Origin of the sequence: Buttiauxella sp. JUb87 (assembly GCF_004361975.1) — a bacterium.
In the GTDB taxonomy this organism is placed as follows: Bacteria; Pseudomonadota; Gammaproteobacteria; order Enterobacterales; family Enterobacteriaceae; genus Buttiauxella; species Buttiauxella ferragutiae.
Genome location: NZ_SNVY01000004.1, coordinates 1 through 17,608, shown reverse-complemented (window position 1 = coordinate 17,608; position 17,608 = coordinate 1). Strand labels below are relative to the sequence as shown.

The following is a 17,608-nucleotide window of genomic DNA, read 5'->3' as shown; positions in this document are numbered from 1 at the left end:
GGCAAAAGAATGCCCGGCGAGTTGACGCCATTAATTTCTGTTTGGGGGTTAAACCGGCATGGTTAGCCGTTTGGGAAATAAACTCACGACTGCACGAAAATGATTCATTGCTTTAACCAGTTCCCGCTTTTCGTCAGTCGTCAGGTCATTAACATTGACGCTTTGACGTTTGGCCGGAATATTCGCCATAAAGAAAATTGCCGCCAGTGCGCGGGTATTCTGTTCATGGTTTTTGTCCCGTGGGTTCCGCATATCAGAAATAAAGCGTTCCAGTTCTGGTTCAATATTCACGCCAAATACCTTCGCTCTTAATTCCGCTATATGGTTCAGCCCATGGACACGTTCACCTGGACTCAATGAAACAGCTGCCGCAGCACCTTCAATGGCCATAGCGTTCTCCGTTTTTTGCAGGACAACCCATTCAGTAATTCACTTTGTGAGTTGCATGGATGCCAGCGCTGACCATCTTCACCAACAATCCAGCCGTGGCCGAAGTGCATGGATGGGCTTTGCTTTACCAGCAGTGATGCAAAAGAAGGTTCACATTTCAGCATGGCCACCTCAGAGCAAACCGAACGTTGCGCCGATACCTGTCATGGTATCTACCGCACTGGTCATGGCTGGGTTGGTTTTCAGACGTGCATCAACAGATAAAGCAGCCAGCGCAAGGAAACGCATTCCGGCGTTGGCGCTCTCAACTAGTGAATGTTTATGGCTTGGCGTCATTCGCTCTTTTGACATAGCGCTGCCAGCAATCTGACCCACAGATGCAGTTGCACCCATAACGTAATCAGGCAATTTTTCTGTTACCAGTTCGTTTACCGGCACACATGGCAGGCAATGTATCTGAGCCAGGAAACCATCAACCAGCGTTGCATCTTCGGTCAGGTCAGTAAGAACCATGATTTCTGGCGCTGTTAACTGGTGTGGTTGCTCCGGGTTCAGTTTGTTACGCAGAGTCTGCTCTTTAATGTTTGCCAGCTTGGCCAGTTCAGCCATGTTATGGCGACTGGCGAATAAGCGACACGCTTCATCAAAGTGAGGATGTATGGAAACTTGAAAATCAAACATTGAGTTAGATCCCTTAACTTGCATAATTAAGTTAACTAGGCGGCAACGTATTTACAGTTGATGCCTTGAGCTAAGAGACGGGCACGAAAGGCCACCATGTTGATACGAGCAGCACCACCATCTTTCTTACGTGGCATCAGAAGCAGGTCACCATCAGCAACCATTTGTTTTACAGTGCGTAAACCATACCCGTACAGGGATGCGAACTCTTCATAGGTCATCAGGTCTGCACCTGATGGGATTGCAATTTGAGGAGTCATAAGTGATTATCTCCGGTTAGCTGTTGTTCTGGTGCATTGGAGTGCACTGGTGTTTATGGGTGAACTCTAGATCCGATTTGGTTACCTGTAAATATAAATTTTTAGAAAATGGTGATTTTATGGGAACTGAAGACGAAAGAGCAGAAGCGGTGCTACAAAGAATCCTTTCCTCTTATGGCTTTACGATGCAAAAAGAGTTGAGTGAAAAGCTTGATATTGCTAGAAATAATATTAGCGGCTGGCTGCAGCGGAACAGTATTCCTGCCAGTGTTATTCTTCAGTGCGCTTTAGATACTGGGGCTGACGTTAATTGGCTAGTTAAAGGCGAACTTAAAAAAGTAAGTTTTGATTCGGTTCGGCGGCACGAACTTCAAGGAAAAGACCTCTTTGATTTAATGATGTCGTCTGGTGGAAAGAGTGTTTTGAGAAGGATTCTTGACGCTTACGGCTTCACTACACAAAAGCAGCTTGGTGACTTATTAGATATCTCATCAGGGACAATGAGTGCATGGGTAAGAAGGGATTTCTTCCCTGGTGACGTGGTTGTAGCTTGTGCGCTTGATACTGGCGTTTCATTGCTTTGGCTGGCTACAGGTCAAGGTGATAAGTATAAAGAAGAGCACAGTAATGAAAGTTTCAAACAGCTTACTAAATTTGTAATAAATACTGGCAATCTTATAGAAAGTGGAAAATGGGTTGTTGATACAGAGTTATTAGATGACCCCACCGAAGATTTGAATTATGTTACAAATAATAAATTTTCTTGGATTGTGGATTTCAGTAGCAATGATATTTCCAATGGACGGTGGCTACTAAGCATTGATGGGGATCATAATGTATATGATGTCATTCGCATTCCCGGGAATAAAATTATAGTTAAAAACCATGAATCTACCTCTGAGTTCACATGTGCAATGGGTGATGTTCAATGTGTTGGCATGGTCATTGTTACGATTATAAAAAATTAATATAAGAGCAAATAAAATGTTCAAGTATATGTTGTCTATGGCTCTAACAATTCCTGTGTTTGTTTTTGCTGCACCAAAGCAGTTTGAAAACGTTACCACAATGATGGATGAATATAATGACTATCCGTCAGATTTTGGGGCATTTAAAGTATTAAAAGAAAAACCGCTCTCAATCCAAATTTCACCAAAAGTAATGAATGGTGATAGTGAGGAATCAATAATAAATGCTTCAAATAAAGCAGCCGTGTATGGAGCTTATAGAATTTTGCTTCAAACACCAAATGATAGCGTTGCTATTAAAGTAATCCCTCTTTCAATAAATATGCAGACTATGAATAAGGAATATCTGGAAGCATATAAATTTAGTTTCAAAATAAATCGGGTTCAAGCAATGGCACTTGCTAAAAAAAATTCAGGAATATCAAAAACTAATTTGCTAATTGGTGAGGATGGCTATGAGTGGAACGGTAAGTTTAAAGAATGCTGTTTTACTGACACTGGTACCCCAGGGTTAAACCAATTCGTAAAAGACTTAACCCACCAAAAATAGAGCATCATTAATGGCAATAAAAAAACTTACCACCGGCGATTGGCTCTGTGATTTCAGAGTTGATGGTGCTGAAAGCCGCCGTGTCCGAAAAAAGTTCACTACCAAAGGCGAGGCTGTTGCTTTCGAGCAACATTATCGTGGTGAAGCTAAAAATAAGCCATGGTTAGGTGAGAAAGAGGACCGCCGCAAACTCAGTGAACTGATTGAGCTTTGGTATAACCTCCATGGCCAAGCGTTAGTGGCTGGTAAGTCTAGGCTGGCAAAACTTCAGATTGTATGTAGTGGTTTGAATGATCCCGTCGCCGCTCATTTGACGGCCCGGGATTTTGCGCATTATCGTGACCGCAGACTAAAAGGTGAAATTGATAATGGTTATCACACCGACCCTCAAAAATGGATAGCCAAGCCGATTACAGTTAACCGCGAACAACAATACCTTGATGCTGTTTTCAATGAATTAAAACGCTTAGGTGAATGGACGTTACCTAATCCATTAGAAACCGTCAGGGTGTTTAAAGAAGCAGAAAAAGAAATGTCATGGTTAACGTTGCCACAAATCCATGAGCTGTTAAAAGCTTGCGAAACTCACGGCAATATTAATTTAACGCGCATCGTTAAGGTTTGCCTGGTTACTGGTGCCAGATGGAGTGAGGCGGCTAGGCTCACACGGTCACAGCTTTCTCCCCATAAGCTGACGTTTACCAAAACCAAAGGCAGGAAGAACAGAACAGTTCCAATTCCCCAGTGGTTATATAATGAACTATCACCATTGCAGGGCAAGATGTTCCGTTATTGCTATCATGAATTTAAAAAAGCGTTGGCTTTAACAGATATACAACTGGTAGAAGGGCAAAAAACCCACGTACTAAGACATACGTTTGCTAGTCATTTTATGATGAATGGTGGAAATATTTTGGTACTACAAAAAGTACTTGGGCATTCAAATATTCGTGAAACTATGCGCTATGCCCATTTTGCACCTGACCACTTAGAAGAAGCTGTAACTTTAAATCCATTGGCCGGTTACGTGTCCAGATAGTGTCCATCCAGATGGTTTGTGATAGCACTCAGTTGCACTAATGATACACTTAACTAATTGTTTTTTATAATAACTGCATGTATATCAACATGCTAAGTTAGTAACGTCTTAACCAAGGGGAACGAATGACGTATCAACAAGCTGGACGCATTGCCGTACTCAAACGTGTGGCTGGCTGGGTAATTTTCATCCCGGCGATGATTTCAACACTGATATCAATTCTTAAGTTCATGTATGAACACAGCGAAAAGCAGGCGGGGATTAATGCTGTCATGCTGGACTTCGCACATGTCATGATTGAGATGATGCGTTTTAATACGCCATTCTTAAATTTCTTCTGGTACAACTCGCCACAACCTGACTTCCATCAACAGGCCAATATTCTGTTTTGGGTGATCTACATGCTGATCTTTGTCGGTCTGGCATTGCAGGGATCTGGCGCGCGAATGAGCCGCCAGGCGAAGTTTTTGCGTGAAGGGGTAGAGGATCAGTTGATACTGGAACAAGCCAAAGGCCCCGAAGGGTTAACCAAGGAACAAATCGACGCGAAAATCGTGGTGCCGCGACACACCATTTTCCTGCAAATATTCCCGCTCTATATTTTACCCATCATTATTATCGTTATCGGTTATTTCTTCTTTTCTTTGCTCGGCTTCATCTAGAAAAACGCCACTCCAATAGGGAGTGGCGAATTATTCATGCTGCCAGAACGCGTTCCAGCGCTTTTTGCGCGGTGACTAGATGTTGACCGCCGAATAGAATCGCGCGGTTAAGCAAAGTATAGAGTTGATAAATAGGCTGGCGCTCAAGGAAATCTGTAGGAAGAGGGGAAACTGACTGGTAACCGTCGTAGATTTGCGGTGGTTGATCCGGATGCAACGGTAACATTGCCAGGTCGCACTCTCTGTCACCCCAGTAACAGGCCGGATCGTAGATAAATGGCCCATCGGTACCCATCGCGCAATTTCCTGACCACAAATCGCCATGCAGTAATGAAGGCTGCGGTTGATGGGAGGCAAGAACCTGATGCACAAAATCGACGATCAGGTCGATGTCGCCAAACTGAATCCCTTTTTCAGCCGCCAGTTCAAGCTGCCAGCCAATGCGTTGCTCTGCAAAGAATGTTGACCAGCGGCGTTGCCAGGCATTGGGCTGCGGAGTGGTGGAAAGATCATTATCAAAATCGAGCCCAAATTGCGGCTGTTCACTCCACTGATGCAGGCGCGCGAGTTGTTGCCCCAACAAGAAGGCGTTGTGGGCATCCAGGGGTTTAGCGGGCATATATTCAAGGAGCAGGAAACTGTAATCCCTATCGCTGCCTACCGCCCAGACTTTCGGTACGCGCACTGTGTTGCTGCGTGCGAGTAGTTCAAGTTGATCGGCTTCGGCGGTGAAGATGGGTAACAGCTCGCGAGTGTCGCTTTTGACAAAAATCTCCTGACCGGCATAGTGAATTCGCCAGGCAGCATGAATTTCCCCTCCGGGTAATTCAGTGCGTTGTTCAATTTCAGCGCTACCGAGTTGTTCACTTAACAGACGACTTATGGCTTGCCACATAATGCTTCTCTCCAGGTTATCTGGTAGATCATTAGTTTATCGCTGTTAACCGGGTCAAACTTCGAACTAACGCACATCCCCGGTCAGGAGTTTTAAACCAGGCTATTGACTCTCTTGTCGCCAGCTATCCCAGGTGGTGATTGAAACTTCTGGCTCTATTCCCAGCGCCAGTTTAGCGAGCCCACGGGCAAGCTCTTCAACTTCAGTCTGCTCTAATGTACTTATCAAGCCGAATGAGTTGCTGCCTAATTCGTGAATTTTCCCTTCGTCATCGGTAAAGGTGAGTAAAAAACCTCCACGAGTCAGCGTGTTATTCAGTTCGTTAAGGTCCGTGAGATTGTGCTCCTTGAACTTTAATGTGACAACATAACGCTCAATGTCTCCGCTACTCATGGTTCACCCCATTGTTATCCCGAAGGTTTTAGCATAGTTGATCTGCACAAAATGGCGACATTTGCCGTCGTGGCGAACCGCCCCGAGCAGGGCGGCCTGTTAACTCAGTCTTGTTAACTGCATAAGTAGTCGTAGATTTTTTGGGTATTTTCCATGGAGCACAAACGGGTGCCGTGATTGAGTGTGGCGGCACTCCCGGCGGCGACACCGAATCGGACCATATCAAGTAGTGGGGCATTTTCAGCTAGTTTCAGCGTCATCGCCCCAACCATACTGTCTCCGGCACCCACTGTACTTTGGCTTTTCACTGGCGGTGGTACCACCTGAACAGAACCATTAGCATCTACGCCCAATGCGCCCTGCGGACCAAGCGAAACGACCACGCGTTTGGCTTTGCCGCTATCAACGATTTCCTGAGCGGCCTTACGCACATCGTCAGGTTGTGTGAGGTCGCGATTGACTAATGCACTGAGCTCTTTTTGGTTAGGCTTCACCAACTCAATATTGCCGATTTCCAGAGTCGCTTTGAGCGCTTCGCCTGAACTATCAACGATGCAGCGTATCCCGGATTTTTGGGCCGCTTTGACTAACCCGCAGAGTTTCGAAACATCAATACCTGGTGGAAGACTGCCGCTGATAACCAGAATGGAGCCCGCTTCAATAGTGAGGACTTTTTCTTCCAGGCGGCGAAACTCATCATCGGTAAGGGCCGCACCTGGCATCACAAAGCGATACTGCTCACCGGTAGACTCGGCGTGAACGTGCAAGTTTTGCCGCGTCCAGTCGTGAGCATCTACGGTATCAATGGCAACATGTTCATCTAAAAGCAGATTGCTAAGGTGTTCGCCTGTCGCACCACCGGAAGGAAAAATGGCAGTTGCTTGCCCGCCGAGGTGGGCAATTGCTCGCGCAACGTTAATTCCACCACCGCCTGGTTCAAATACCGGAGCGGTGCAACGTAGTTTACCTTCGGGATAAATTTGTGCCGTCAGTGTTGCGCTGTCCAGAGAAGGGGCAAGTGTCAGTGTGTAAATGCGTGTCATATATCCTCCTTAATTTAGCATTGGGATAAAGCGTAGCACTGTTTAGACAAGAGAATGTCAATTAACACCATGATTTATCAAATAATTTGTAAAATAACCCTACGCACTATGTTTATGAAAATTAAGATGTTTTAAGAGCTCTCTTATTCAAAAAATGAAAGAAGAATTCATTGCTATGTTATTCGAGCTTTTTTATAATTTGTTACCTTTCTTGGCTCATAAATATTTGATCCACAGAAAAGATTCCGGAACCTTGATGGTTTCTTTTTATGTTGTACGGACGATTAAATGAATTTTGTTAAGACAGTACCGGCTGCAATTTTGCTGACCGGAAGTGCGCTATTGAGTCACTTTGCAATTGCAGATAATTCGGTTTTCACTGTCATGGATGACCCAGCCACCGCAAAGAAACCGTTCGAAGGTAATCTGAATGCAGGCTACCTTGCACAATCAGGTAACACCACCAGCTCCTCGCTGACCGCTAACTCCAACTTGACCTGGTACCAAACGGCAACCGCATGGTCACTGTGGGGCAATGCAAACAATACCTCGTCTAATGATGAACGCTCTTCTGAGACTTATTCCATCGGGGGCCGTAGCCGTTACAACATGACTGACAGCGATTACCTGTTCGGTCAGGCGAGTTGGTTAACTGATCGGTATAACGGTTATGACTCAAGGGATGTACTGACTGCTGGTTATGGTCGCCAGTTCCTTAATGGCCCAGTGCACAGTCTGCGTTTGGAATTTGGTCCTGGTGTACGTTATGACGAGTATACCGATGGTGGTCATAAGACTCAGCCGTTGGGCTACGCATCAGGTATTTATAATTGGCAGTTGACCGATAACGCCAAATTTATCCAGGGCGTGTCTGTACTGGGTAGCGAAGATACGACGGTAAACTCTGAAACTGCGCTTGAAGTTGCAATCAATGAGCACTTTGGTTTGCGGGTTGGCTATAACGTCACCTGGAACTCAAATCCACCAGATTCTGCACCTGAACATACCGACAGACGTACTGCAGTGACTCTTGGTTATAAGATGTAATTGATTAAGCCGGGTCATTCCCGGCTTTAAACCCATCACTTACTTAAGTTTAGCTTCTGTTGATGTGCTTCTTTGCTGCTATCATTCATTGCACTGGAATGTTTTGGAGCGAATTGTTTTATTTTTATCCATGTCGCTAATATTATTTTGGTCCGTAGTTTTATTTATAATAAAATTAATTAAGAATTTTAAATTCTTCACAATCTCTCCTTAATTCTCTCTTTATTCATATTTTTGGTATATTTGACACGAATTGATAAAGTATTGGTCTTGTCAGAAATGTGATCTAGATCTACTCTTATTTTGTGGCAGGTTAATAGCTTGCTGATCCATTAAATAAGAGAAAAATGAATATGAAAAATATCAAATATGCCGCTGTAGTTGTTACTCTTTCCATGCTTTCATTTGGTGCCTCTGCTGCACAATCTTCTGCAACCACAGGCACACAAACAGCACCATCACCTGTCTGGAATGTTGCCGATGTTGAAGCGGGCTCCAATATTCAACCGGGCGAGCTGTCTACGGGACAGTCAATGGATGACGCTTTTAATGTCCATACACTGGTTGCCGGGGACTGGTCATAGTCACGTGCATTGTTTAATTATATTTCTGCGCAGGTTTGATAACCTATCATTCGTGCTAAAAGTTACATAAATAAAAAACCGAGCATAATGCCCGGTTTTTTATTTATACCCCCGCAAACTAATTCCCTCGTCATTACTGGTCTGTTAAAAAACCAAGTGTCATCATCGCTTGAGATATATCTATGAAACTAGTTTCTAAATTAGGGTTGGTAGTTTCTTTGTTTATTTTTAAACTTTAAACCATTCTGTAATATTTCTATAACCTCATGCCGATAATAATCTCTGCGTTTTTGACAAGGTGTCTCTTGATTAATTATCGCGTATTAGAAAGGGGTTTAGGAGCAAACATGAAAAATTTTACATTCGCAGGAGTGACATTAAGTTTACTGCTGACATCAACGTCTATGCATGCAGCAGAAGTTTATAATAAGGATGGAAATAAATTAGACATTTATGGAAGAGTAAAACCAGAAATCTATCTGAGCGACAATAATAGCGTTGATGGTGATCAGTCTTATATTCGATTTGGTATTAAAGGCCAGACTGAAATTAATAGTCAACTCACTGGTTTTGGTCAGTGGGAGTATCAGGTTGCAGCCAACAAAGTCGAAGGTGATAGCAATACGGCAAAAACGCGTTTGGCATTCGCAGGTCTAAAAGCTGGTGATTTTGGGTCATTTGATTACGGTCGAAACTATGGTGTGCTTTATAATATTGGATCATATACCGATGTCATGCCTGAATTTACGACTGAATCTTATGCTAAAACTGATAATTTCATGACTACCCGTACTAATAGTGTGGCAACGTATCGTAATACTACTTTCTTCGGTTTAGTTGATGGCTTAAAACTGACCGTTCAGTTTCAAGGGAAAAACGAGAATGACGGTCGGTCTACCAGTAAGCAAAACGGTGAAGGTGTAGGGACATCGTTGACTTATGACATTAGCGATACCGGGATGAGTATGGGGATGGGCTATAGCAACTCTAACCGTACTCTGGCACAGAGAGACCTGACTTATGGTCAGGGTGATAATGCGGAAGCATGGAATGCGGGAGTGAAATATGATGCCAATAACATTTATCTGGCAGCAATTTATGCTGAGACGAGCAATATGACACCGATTTCTGGTACCGCAACAATTAATGGTGAGAACCAAAGTATTAGTGGGTTTGCGAATAGGAATCAGGCATTTGAACTTGTTGCACAATATCTGTTCGATTTTGGCTTCCGGCCTTCAATAGGCTACGTTTACTCGAAGGGTAAGGATATTGAGGGCGTAGGTGACGTGGAGTTAGTAAAATATGTCGATGTCTCTGCTACCTATTTTTTTACTAAAAACATGTCTGCTTTTATTGATTACAAAATTAACCTGTTAAGCGACGATAATGCTTTGCAACTTAACAACGATAATGTTGCTGCTGTAGGTGTTGTTTATCAGTTCTAAATAGTTCCAGTTCTTATTCTCTACCCGCCTGAATAACTGAAAATTAAATATTTGCGTCATGGCGAAAGCCATGGCGCTATTGATTAACACATTTGATTAATACATGGATCTTAATAAAAATATTTAGTACAGACGTATTGTTCATTTTTCTTCCTTTTTTTTCAGCATGTTATCCACAACTTCTTAAGTTCTGCCTTTATCCTCACCTCAATGACGTGTACTATTGCCTCGTCTAATCAGCAGGTTGAAGTGGGTACATTTTAGATTCATGTACACAGTTTGCGAGGTGAAGCATTCAACCACTCCTAACTTACTGATTTATTTAAACTATATAAAGTTGCATGTGATCTTGCGTATGGGTCACCACTGCGAATAAGGACTTATAATGCCTGTTATTACTCTTCCTGATGGCAGCCAACGCCATTACGACCACGCTGTTAGCCCATTGGATGTCGCTCTGGACATCGGTCCTGGCCTTGCGAAAGCCTGTATTGCAGGCCGTGTAGATGGCGAACTGGTTGATGCGTCTGATGTTATTGAGCACGATGCTAAACTCGCAATTATCACCGTTAAAGATGAAGCTGGCCTGGAGATCCTCCGCCACTCGTGCGCCCACTTATTGGGTCATGCCATCAAACAACTGTGGCCGCACACTAAAATGGCGATTGGCCCGGTTATTGATAACGGTTTTTACTACGACGTTGACATTGACCACACGCTGACGCAGGAAGATCTTGAGCTGCTCGAAAAGCGTATGCACGAGTTGGCTGAGAAAGATTACGACGTCATCAAGAAAAAAGTGAGCTGGCATGAAGCCCGCGAAACCTTCGTGAACCGTGGTGAAAGCTACAAAGTCGCGATTCTTGATGAAAACATTAGCCAGGATGATAAGCCTGGTTTGTATCATCATGAAGAATACGTTGATATGTGCCGCGGTCCGCACGTACCGAACATGCGTTTCTGCCATCATTTCAAGTTGCAGAAAACTTCCGGTGCTTACTGGCGTGGCGATAGCAGCAACAAAATGTTGCAACGTATTTATGGCACAGCCTGGGCTGATAAGAAGCAATTGAATGCTTACTTGCAACGCCTGGAAGAGGCGTCCAAGCGTGACCACCGTAAAATCGGTAAGCAACTCGACCTGTATCATATGCAGGAAGAGGCACCTGGTATGGTGTTCTGGCACAACGACGGCTGGACTATCTTCCGTGAACTGGAAGTGTTTGTACGCTCCAAGCTCAAAGAGTACCAGTATCAGGAAGTGAAAGGCCCGTTCATGATGGACCGTGTGCTGTGGGAAAAAACCGGCCACTGGGACAACTACAAAGATGCGATGTTTACCACTTCTTCAGAAAACCGTGAATATTGCATCAAACCAATGAACTGCCCAGGCCATGTGCAGATCTTTAACCAGGGCCTGAAATCCTACCGTGACTTGCCATTGCGTATGGCTGAGTTTGGTAGCTGCCACCGTAATGAGCCGTCAGGTGCGTTACATGGCTTGATGCGCGTTCGTGGCTTTACTCAGGATGATGCTCACGTATTCTGTACTGAAGAACAAGTGCGTGACGAAGTGAATAGCTGCATCCGCATGGTCTACGACATGTACAGCACCTTCGGTTTTGAAAAAATCGTTGTGAAGCTGTCAACTCGCCCTGAAAAACGCATCGGTACCGACGAAATGTGGGATCGTGCAGAGGCGGATTTGGCCGTAGCATTGCAAGAAAATAATATTCCGTTTGATTATCAACCGGGAGAGGGTGCATTCTATGGCCCTAAAATTGAATTTACCCTGTATGACTGCCTGGATCGTGCATGGCAGTGCGGGACAGTACAGTTAGACTTCTCTTTGCCATCGCGTTTGAATGCGTCTTATATTGGTGAAAGTAATGAACGCCTGGTGCCGGTAATGATTCACCGTGCAATTCTCGGGTCAATGGAACGTTTTATTGGTATCCTGACCGAAGAATTTGCGGGTTTCTTCCCAACCTGGCTTGCGCCAGTACAAGCAGTGGTGATGAATATCACTGATGGACAGTCTGAATACGTTAACGAATTGACCCGTAAACTGCAAAATGCAGGCATTCGTGTAAAAGCAGACTTGAGAAATGAGAAGATTGGCTTTAAAATCCGTGAACACACGTTGCGTCGTGTCCCTTACATGTTAGTTTGTGGCGATAAAGAGGTCGAAGCAGGCAAAGTAGCCGTTCGTACCCGTCGTGGCAAAGACTTGGGTAGCATGGACGTCAACGAATTGATTGAAAAACTGCAGAATGAAATTCGCAGTCGCAATCTTAATCAACTAGAGGAATAGAGTTATTAAAGGCGGAAAAAGAGTTCAACCGGCGCGTCCTAATCGCATAAACAGAGAAATTCGTGCCACTGAGGTTCGTCTGACAGGTATTGAAGGCGAGCAGCTAGGTATTGTCAGTCTGAATGAAGCTTTAGAAAAAGCCGAGGAAGCTGGGGTTGATTTAGTTGAAATCAGTCCTAATGCCGAACCGCCTGTTTGTCGAATTATGGATTACGGCAAATTCCTCTACGAAAAAAGCAAATCTTCTAAGGAACAGAAGAAAAAGCAAAAAGTTATTCAGGTCAAGGAAATCAAATTCCGACCTGGTACCGATGATGGCGACTATCAGGTAAAACTCCGCAGCCTGGTTCGCTTTCTGGAAGAGGGTGATAAAGCTAAAATCACACTGCGTTTCCGCGGTCGTGAAATGGCTCACCAACAGATTGGTATGGAAGTGCTTAACCGCGTCCGTGACGATCTGAGTGAACTGGCAGTCGTCGAATCCTTCCCATCGAAGATCGAAGGCCGTCAGATGATCATGGTGCTCGCTCCGAAGAAGAAACAGTAAGGCCATCAAGTAACAGTTCTCGCGAGGTTTCGGCCTCGTGAGATTTGTTCGCCTTCTGGTTCGTTTTATTAACAATGCGAAGTGGAAAGTTATTAAATGCCAAAGATTAAAACTGTACGCGGCGCCGCTAAGCGCTTCAAAAAGACCGCCGGTGGTGGTTTTAAGCGTAAGCACGCTAACCTGCGTCATATTCTGACTAAAAAGTCTACTAAGCGTAAACGTCACCTGCGTCCGAAAGGTATGGTCTCCAAAGGGGATCTGGGCCTGGTCATCGCTTGCCTGCCGTACGCATAAGTAGCACTTTTTTAATTAATTCAGAATATAGAACAGGAGAGCTAATATGGCTCGCGTAAAACGTGGTGTTATCGCACGTGCTCGTCACAAAAAAATCCTTAAACAAGCCAAAGGCTACTACGGTGCGCGTTCACGCGTTTACCGCGTTGCTTTCCAGGCTGTTATCAAAGCTGGCCAATATGCTTACCGTGACCGTCGTCAACGTAAGCGTCAATTCCGTCAGCTGTGGATTGCACGTATCAACGCTGCAGCTCGTCAGAACGGGATCTCTTACAGCAAATTCATCAATGGCTTGAAAAAAGCTTCTGTTGAAATCGACCGTAAGATCCTGGCTGACATCGCCGTATTCGACAAAGTGGCATTTACTGCACTGGTTGAGAAAGCGAAAGCAGCTCTGGCGTAAGCCAGTTATTAGAGGGAGCTTGTCTCCCTCTTTTAATTTCTAATGTTTAACACTGAGCAAATAAGGTAACTGCAAGCATGAATGCTGCTATTTTCCGTTTCTTTTTTTACTTTAGCACCTGAATCAGGGGGCTTTGCGCGTAAGAAAAGAAACGAAAAATAGCGCCGAAAGCCTCCACTATGGAGGCTTTTTTTTTGCATTCCGCTTTTTGTATACGGATCAACTACCCCGGCAATTATGCCGGCATAAGAGGAATACCATGCCACATCTCGCAGAGCTGGTTGCCAACGCAACGGCCGCCATAAACGAGGCCCCGGATGTTGCCGCGTTAGACAACGTACGCGTCGAATATTTAGGGAAGAAGGGCCATCTGACCCTCCAGATGACCACCCTGCGTGAATTGCCACCGGAAGAGCGCCCAGCTGCAGGTGCGGTGATCAACGAAGCTAAAGAGAAAGTGCAGGAAGCACTGAACGCTCGCAAGAATGCACTGGAAAGTGCCGCTCTGAATGCTCGTTTGGCAGAAGAAACCATTGATGTCTCTCTGCCTGGACGTCGTGTTGAAAACGGCGGTTTGCACCCGGTTACGCGCACCATTGACCGTATCGAAAGCTTCTTCGGTGAACTGGGCTTCACCGTGGCGACAGGCCCTGAAATCGAAGATGACTACCACAACTTCGATGCGCTGAACATTCCAGGGCACCACCCAGCTCGTGCTGACCACGATACTTTCTGGTTCGATGCAACCCGTCTACTGCGCACTCAGACTTCTGGCGTACAGATTCGTACCATGAAGGATAAGCAGCCGCCGATTCGTATTATCGCGCCTGGCCGTGTGTATCGTAACGACTACGACCAGACGCACACGCCAATGTTCCATCAGATGGAAGGTTTGATTGTTGATACCAACATCAGCTTCACCAACCTGAAAGGCACATTGCACGATTTCTTGAACAACTTCTTCGAAGCTGATTTGCAGATTCGTTTCCGTCCGTCCTATTTCCCATTCACTGAGCCTTCCGCAGAAGTGGACGTGATGGGCAAAAACGGCAAATGGCTGGAAGTTTTAGGCTGTGGCATGGTGCACCCAAATGTCCTGCGTAATGTCGGTATTGACCCAGAAGTCTACTCAGGCTTCGCATTTGGTATGGGCATGGAGCGTCTGACCATGCTGCGTTACGGCGTTACCGATTTGCGTGCATTCTTCGAAAATGATTTACGTTTCCTCAAACAGTTCAAATAAGGGCGGGATATCCAATGAAATTCAGTGAACTCTGGTTACGCGAATGGGTAAATCCAGCCAACAGCAGTGAAGAGCTTTCCAGCCAAATCACGATGGCTGGTCTTGAAGTTGATGGTGTTGATGCCGTTGCGGGTGCATTTAATGGCGTAGTTGTGGGTGAAGTGGTTGAGTGCGGCCAACACCCCAATGCTGACAAACTGCGTGTAACAAAAGTGAATGTCGGTGGCGAACGCCTGTTAGACATCGTTTGTGGCGCACCAAATTGCCGTCAGGGCCTGAGAGTTGCCGTTGCAACTGTTGGCGCTGTCCTGCCTGGCGATTTCAAAATTAAAGCGGCCAAACTGCGTGGCGAACCATCAGAAGGCATGCTGTGCTCATTCTCTGAGCTGGGTATTTCCGACGATCACGACGGCATTATTGAGCTGCCACAAGATGCACCGATTGGCACCGATATCCGCGAATACCTGAAGCTTGATGACAACACTATCGAAATTAGCGTGACGCCAAACCGTGCCGACTGTCTCGGTATCATCGGTGTCGCTCGTGATGTCGCTGTCGTTAACAAGCTGCCATTGCATGAGCCAGAAATGGTTGCGGTTGCTGCGACAATCACCGACACGTTGCCAATTCGTGTTGATGCGCCAGAAGCTTGCCCGCGTTATCTGGGCCGCGTGGTTAAAGGCATCAACGTTAAAGCGCCAACCCCACTGTGGATGAAAGAGAAACTGCGTCGTTGCGGTATTCGTTCTATCGACGCGGTCGTTGACGTGACGAACTACGTATTGCTTGAACTTGGCCAACCGATGCACGCGTTCGATATGGACCGCATTGACGGTGGCATCGTGGTGCGTATGGCAGAAGAAGGTGAAACCCTGACGCTGCTTGATGGCAATGAAGCGAAGTTGAAAGCTGATACCCTGGTAATCGCCGACCACACTAAAGCGCTGGCAATGGGCGGTATCTTTGGTGGCGAACATTCTGGTGTGAATGATGAAACCCAGAATGTGCTGCTGGAGTGCGCATTCTTCAGCCCACTGTCTATCACTGGGCGTGCGCGCCGTCATGGTCTGCATACTGACGCATCCCATCGTTATGAGCGTGGCGTGGATTCTGCGTTGCAGTACAAAGCAATGGAACGAGCAACTCGTCTGTTGACTGACATCTGCGGCGGTGAAGCCGGTCCGGTTATTGACGTTTCCAGCGAAGCACATTTGCCAAAAGCTGCCACAATTACTCTGCGTCGTAGCAAGCTGGATCGTTTGATCGGCCATCATATTGAAGATGCGCAGGTTAGCGATATTTTGCGTCGTCTGGGTTGTGAAGTCACTGAAGGCGACAACCAGTGGACCGCGGTGGCACCAAGCTGGCGCTTTGATATGCAGATTGAAGAAGATCTGGTCGAAGAAGTGGCGCGCGTTTATGGCTATAACAGCATTCCTGATGAGCCTGTACAAGCGGGTCTTATCATGGGCAGCCATCGCGAAGCAGACCTTTCTCTTAAGCGTGTGAAAACCATGCTGGTCGATAAAGGTTACCAGGAAGTGATCACCTATAGCTTTGTTGACCCTAAAGTTCAGCAACTGCTGCACCCTGGTGAAGAACACCTGATTCTGCCAAGCCCAATTTCCATTGAAATGTCAGCGATGCGTTTGTCCTTGCTGACCGGCTTGCTCAATACTGTGGTTTACAACCAAAACCGCCAGCAGAGCCGCGTACGCATCTTTGAATCAGGTTTACGCTTTGTTCCTGATACACAGGCAGACCTGGGTATCCGTCAGGATCTTATGCTGGCTGGTGCCATCTGCGGTAATCGCTACGAAGAGCATTGGGATCTGGCGCGTAACACCGTCGACTTCTATGATTTGAAGGGCGATCTGGAAGCGGTACTGGATCTGACTGGTCAGCTTTCTGACATTGAATTTAGAGTCGCCAGCAACCCAGCTTTGCATCCAGGTCAAAGTGCCGCAATTTATTTACGTGGCGAATACGTTGGTTTCATTGGTGTTGTGCATCCTGAGCTTGAGCGTAAGCTTTCTCTCAATGGCCGTACACTGGTGTTCGAAGTACTGTGGAACAAGCTTGCAGACCGCGCTGTGCCTGAGTCGAAAGAGATTTCTCGATTCCCGGCGAACCGTCGTGACATCGCGGTTGTTGTCGCTGAAAACGTTCCCGCAGCAGATATTTTGGTCGAATGTAAGAAAGTTGGCGCAAATCAGGTAGTTGGCGTAAACTTATTTGATGTGTACCGTGGTAAGGGTGTAGCCGAAGGTTATAAGAGCCTTGCCATAAGCCTTATCCTCCAGGATACGGGCCGTACACTCGAAGAAGAGGAGATTGCCGCTACCGTTGCAAAATGTGTAGTGGCATTAAAAGAGCGATTCCAGGCATCATTGAGGGATTGAACGTATGGCGCTTACAAAAGCTGAAATGTCAGAATATCTGTTTGATAAGCTAGGGCTTAGCAAACGTGATGCTAAAGAGTTGGTAGAGCTGTTTTTCGAAGAGATCCGTCGCGCTCTGGAGAACGGTGAGCAGGTTAAACTATCAGGCTTTGGTAATTTTGACTTACGCGATAAAAACCAACGTCCCGGGCGTAACCCGAAGACTGGTGAAGATATTCCTATTACGGCACGCCGTGTAGTGACCTTCCGACCTGGTCAGAAGTTGAAGAGTAGGGTTGAAAACGCGTCGCCAAAAGACGAGTAACCTGAATAAACCAAAAAGGCCGCTTATGCGGCCTTTTTCTTTGCTGTGACCCGTCCTAAATAGCGTTGACACATTTAACTCGCAGGCAGAGGAAAATGTGATGAACCAATATGTTAAACGCACACAACGCGATTACCCTCT

22 protein-coding genes and 1 other annotated feature are annotated in these 17,608 nt (G+C 45.8%); of the genes, 15 read left to right on the top strand and 7 right to left on the bottom strand.

Going from position 1 to position 17,608, the window contains the following annotated elements:
* Positions 1 to 48 precede the first annotated feature (48 nt).
* From EC843_RS15885 to EC843_RS15870, 4 genes are read right to left on the bottom strand one after another with little or no spacing between them, the layout of a single operon-like run.
* A complete protein-coding gene (locus tag EC843_RS15885) occupies positions 49 to 390 on the bottom strand; it encodes a DUF5347 family protein (RefSeq protein WP_133522572.1) in 342 nt (113 codons plus the stop codon).
* Positions 354 to 554 (bottom strand): phage filamentation protein Fil family protein, encoded by a 201-nt coding sequence (locus EC843_RS15880; protein ID WP_133522571.1) that lies wholly within the window; start codon positions 552 to 554, stop codon positions 354 to 356. The genes EC843_RS15885 and EC843_RS15880 overlap by 37 nt, the downstream gene beginning before the upstream one ends.
* A 7-nt stretch (positions 555 to 561) precedes the next feature.
* Positions 562 to 1,071 (bottom strand): phage regulatory CII family protein, encoded by a 510-nt coding sequence (locus EC843_RS15875; RefSeq protein WP_133522570.1) that lies wholly within the window; start codon positions 1,069 to 1,071, stop codon positions 562 to 564.
* Between the two features lie 35 nt (positions 1,072 to 1,106).
* A complete protein-coding gene (locus EC843_RS15870) occupies positions 1,107 to 1,331 on the bottom strand; it encodes a hypothetical protein (protein ID WP_133522569.1) in 225 nt (74 codons plus the stop codon).
* Positions 1,332 to 1,450: 119 nt separating this feature from the next.
* Between EC843_RS15870 and EC843_RS15865 the strand changes: the two genes are divergently transcribed.
* From EC843_RS15865 to EC843_RS15850, 4 genes are all read left to right on the top strand, one after another.
* The gene (locus EC843_RS15865) at positions 1,451 to 2,299 is read left to right on the top strand and encodes a phage repressor protein CI (RefSeq protein WP_133522568.1); all 849 of its coding nucleotides are present in this window, start codon (positions 1,451 to 1,453) and stop codon (positions 2,297 to 2,299) included.
* A gap of 37 nt (positions 2,300 to 2,336) precedes the next feature.
* Complete coding sequence (locus EC843_RS15860; protein ID WP_133522567.1) at positions 2,337 to 2,849, top strand: hypothetical protein; 513 nt, start codon at positions 2,337 to 2,339, stop codon at positions 2,847 to 2,849.
* A 10-nt stretch (positions 2,850 to 2,859) separates the two neighbouring features.
* Positions 2,860 to 3,888 carry a tyrosine-type recombinase/integrase gene (locus EC843_RS15855; RefSeq protein ID WP_133522566.1) on the top strand — a complete coding sequence of 343 codons (1,029 nt, stop codon included), beginning with the start codon at positions 2,860 to 2,862 and terminating at the stop codon, positions 3,886 to 3,888.
* Positions 3,889 to 4,013: 125 nt separating this feature from the next.
* Positions 4,014 to 4,550 carry a YniB family protein gene (locus EC843_RS15850; RefSeq protein ID WP_064547543.1) on the top strand — a complete coding sequence of 179 codons (537 nt, stop codon included), beginning with the start codon at positions 4,014 to 4,016 and terminating at the stop codon, positions 4,548 to 4,550.
* Positions 4,551 to 4,584: 34 nt separating this feature from the next.
* Here EC843_RS15850 and EC843_RS15845 read toward each other — a convergent pair whose 3' ends face one another.
* The 3 genes from EC843_RS15845 to pfkB form a co-directional block, all read right to left on the bottom strand.
* Complete coding sequence (locus EC843_RS15845; protein WP_133522565.1) at positions 4,585 to 5,445, bottom strand: fructosamine kinase family protein; 861 nt, start codon at positions 5,443 to 5,445, stop codon at positions 4,585 to 4,587.
* 102 nt (positions 5,446 to 5,547) lie between these two features.
* Positions 5,548 to 5,838 (bottom strand): type V toxin-antitoxin system endoribonuclease antitoxin GhoS, encoded by a 291-nt coding sequence (gene ghoS, locus EC843_RS15840; RefSeq protein ID WP_133522564.1) that lies wholly within the window; start codon positions 5,836 to 5,838, stop codon positions 5,548 to 5,550.
* 113 nt (positions 5,839 to 5,951) lie between these two features.
* Positions 5,952 to 6,881 carry a 6-phosphofructokinase II gene (gene pfkB / locus EC843_RS15835; protein WP_064547538.1) on the bottom strand — a complete coding sequence of 310 codons (930 nt, stop codon included), beginning with the start codon at positions 6,879 to 6,881 and terminating at the stop codon, positions 5,952 to 5,954.
* Positions 6,882 to 7,169: 288 nt separating this feature from the next.
* On the opposite strand from pfkB, the gene EC843_RS15830 reads away from it, so the two are divergent.
* The 11 genes from EC843_RS15830 to ihfA all read left to right on the top strand — a co-directional run bounded on the left by EC843_RS15830 (position 7,170) and on the right by ihfA (position 17,467).
* Positions 7,170 to 7,928: a DUF481 domain-containing protein gene (locus tag EC843_RS15830; RefSeq protein WP_121815504.1), complete on the top strand. Its 759-nt coding sequence runs from the start codon at positions 7,170 to 7,172 to the stop codon at positions 7,926 to 7,928.
* Positions 7,929 to 8,281: 353 nt separating this feature from the next.
* Positions 8,282 to 8,512 (top strand): hypothetical protein, encoded by a 231-nt coding sequence (locus EC843_RS15825; RefSeq protein WP_064547534.1) that lies wholly within the window; start codon positions 8,282 to 8,284, stop codon positions 8,510 to 8,512.
* 347 nt (positions 8,513 to 8,859) lie between these two features.
* Positions 8,860 to 9,960 (top strand): porin, encoded by a 1,101-nt coding sequence (locus EC843_RS15820; protein ID WP_064547532.1) that lies wholly within the window; start codon positions 8,860 to 8,862, stop codon positions 9,958 to 9,960.
* A gap of 385 nt (positions 9,961 to 10,345) precedes the next feature.
* Positions 10,346 to 12,274: a threonine--tRNA ligase gene (gene thrS, locus EC843_RS15815; RefSeq protein WP_064547530.1), complete on the top strand. Its 1,929-nt coding sequence runs from the start codon at positions 10,346 to 10,348 to the stop codon at positions 12,272 to 12,274.
* A gap of 4 nt (positions 12,275 to 12,278) precedes the next feature.
* The gene (infC, locus tag EC843_RS15810) at positions 12,279 to 12,821 is read left to right on the top strand and encodes a translation initiation factor IF-3 (protein ID WP_074388328.1); all 543 of its coding nucleotides are present in this window, start codon (positions 12,279 to 12,281) and stop codon (positions 12,819 to 12,821) included.
* A gap of 96 nt (positions 12,822 to 12,917) precedes the next feature.
* Positions 12,918 to 13,115, top strand: a complete 198-nt coding sequence (rpmI, locus tag EC843_RS15805) for a 50S ribosomal protein L35 (protein ID WP_005968897.1) — start codon at positions 12,918 to 12,920, stop codon at positions 13,113 to 13,115.
* Between the two features lie 46 nt (positions 13,116 to 13,161).
* Positions 13,162 to 13,518 carry a 50S ribosomal protein L20 gene (gene rplT, locus EC843_RS15800; RefSeq protein ID WP_000124850.1) on the top strand — a complete coding sequence of 119 codons (357 nt, stop codon included), beginning with the start codon at positions 13,162 to 13,164 and terminating at the stop codon, positions 13,516 to 13,518.
* Positions 13,519 to 13,590: 72 nt separating this feature from the next.
* Positions 13,591 to 13,714 (top strand) — a sequence feature (Phe leader region).
* On the top strand, positions 13,596 to 13,640 hold the full coding sequence (pheM, locus tag EC843_RS15795) for a pheST operon leader peptide PheM (RefSeq protein ID WP_001386830.1): 45 nt from the start codon (positions 13,596 to 13,598) through the stop codon (positions 13,638 to 13,640). It overlaps the preceding feature by 45 nt.
* 63 nt (positions 13,715 to 13,777) lie before the next feature.
* Positions 13,778 to 14,761: a phenylalanine--tRNA ligase subunit alpha gene (pheS, locus tag EC843_RS15790; protein WP_064547527.1), complete on the top strand. Its 984-nt coding sequence runs from the start codon at positions 13,778 to 13,780 to the stop codon at positions 14,759 to 14,761.
* A gap of 14 nt (positions 14,762 to 14,775) precedes the next feature.
* Entirely contained in the window at positions 14,776 to 17,163 is a 2,388-nt protein-coding gene (gene pheT / locus EC843_RS15785) for a phenylalanine--tRNA ligase subunit beta (protein ID WP_133522563.1), read from the top strand.
* A 4-nt stretch (positions 17,164 to 17,167) separates the two neighbouring features.
* Positions 17,168 to 17,467, top strand: coding sequence for an integration host factor subunit alpha (ihfA, locus tag EC843_RS15780; protein ID WP_001229265.1), 300 nt, complete (start codon positions 17,168 to 17,170; stop codon positions 17,465 to 17,467).
* The last annotated feature ends 141 nt before the right edge of the window (positions 17,468 to 17,608 follow it).

What these genes read in the sequence shown, in the direction of transcription:
- EC843_RS15875 (WP_133522570.1), bottom strand. Translation starts at nt 1,071, where the DNA reads ATGTTTGATTTTCAAGTTTCCATACATCCTCACTTTGATGAAGCGTGT.
- EC843_RS15845 (WP_133522565.1), bottom strand. Translation starts at nt 5,445, where the DNA reads ATGTGGCAAGCCATAAGTCGTCTGTTAAGTGAACAACTCGGTAGCGCT.
- pheT (WP_133522563.1), top strand. Translation starts at nt 14,776, where the DNA reads ATGAAATTCAGTGAACTCTGGTTACGCGAATGGGTAAATCCAGCCAAC.
- thrS (WP_064547530.1), top strand. Translation starts at nt 10,346, where the DNA reads ATGCCTGTTATTACTCTTCCTGATGGCAGCCAACGCCATTACGACCAC.
- pfkB (WP_064547538.1), bottom strand. Translation starts at nt 6,881, where the DNA reads ATGACACGCATTTACACACTGACACTTGCCCCTTCTCTGGACAGCGCA.
- EC843_RS15865 (WP_133522568.1), top strand. Translation starts at nt 1,451, where the DNA reads ATGGGAACTGAAGACGAAAGAGCAGAAGCGGTGCTACAAAGAATCCTT.
- EC843_RS15825 (WP_064547534.1), top strand. Translation starts at nt 8,282, where the DNA reads ATGAAAAATATCAAATATGCCGCTGTAGTTGTTACTCTTTCCATGCTT.
- EC843_RS15880 (WP_133522571.1), bottom strand. Translation starts at nt 554, where the DNA reads ATGCTGAAATGTGAACCTTCTTTTGCATCACTGCTGGTAAAGCAAAGC.
- EC843_RS15820 (WP_064547532.1), top strand. Translation starts at nt 8,860, where the DNA reads ATGAAAAATTTTACATTCGCAGGAGTGACATTAAGTTTACTGCTGACA.
- ihfA (WP_001229265.1), top strand. Translation starts at nt 17,168, where the DNA reads ATGGCGCTTACAAAAGCTGAAATGTCAGAATATCTGTTTGATAAGCTA.
- EC843_RS15850 (WP_064547543.1), top strand. Translation starts at nt 4,014, where the DNA reads ATGACGTATCAACAAGCTGGACGCATTGCCGTACTCAAACGTGTGGCT.
- pheS (WP_064547527.1), top strand. Translation starts at nt 13,778, where the DNA reads ATGCCACATCTCGCAGAGCTGGTTGCCAACGCAACGGCCGCCATAAAC.
- EC843_RS15885 (WP_133522572.1), bottom strand. Translation starts at nt 390, where the DNA reads ATGGCCATTGAAGGTGCTGCGGCAGCTGTTTCATTGAGTCCAGGTGAA.
- EC843_RS15870 (WP_133522569.1), bottom strand. Translation starts at nt 1,331, where the DNA reads ATGACTCCTCAAATTGCAATCCCATCAGGTGCAGACCTGATGACCTAT.
- EC843_RS15855 (WP_133522566.1), top strand. Translation starts at nt 2,860, where the DNA reads ATGGCAATAAAAAAACTTACCACCGGCGATTGGCTCTGTGATTTCAGA.
- rpmI (WP_005968897.1), top strand. Translation starts at nt 12,918, where the DNA reads ATGCCAAAGATTAAAACTGTACGCGGCGCCGCTAAGCGCTTCAAAAAG.
- EC843_RS15830 (WP_121815504.1), top strand. Translation starts at nt 7,170, where the DNA reads ATGAATTTTGTTAAGACAGTACCGGCTGCAATTTTGCTGACCGGAAGT.
- ghoS (WP_133522564.1), bottom strand. Translation starts at nt 5,838, where the DNA reads ATGAGTAGCGGAGACATTGAGCGTTATGTTGTCACATTAAAGTTCAAG.
- rplT (WP_000124850.1), top strand. Translation starts at nt 13,162, where the DNA reads ATGGCTCGCGTAAAACGTGGTGTTATCGCACGTGCTCGTCACAAAAAA.
- EC843_RS15860 (WP_133522567.1), top strand. Translation starts at nt 2,337, where the DNA reads ATGGCTCTAACAATTCCTGTGTTTGTTTTTGCTGCACCAAAGCAGTTT.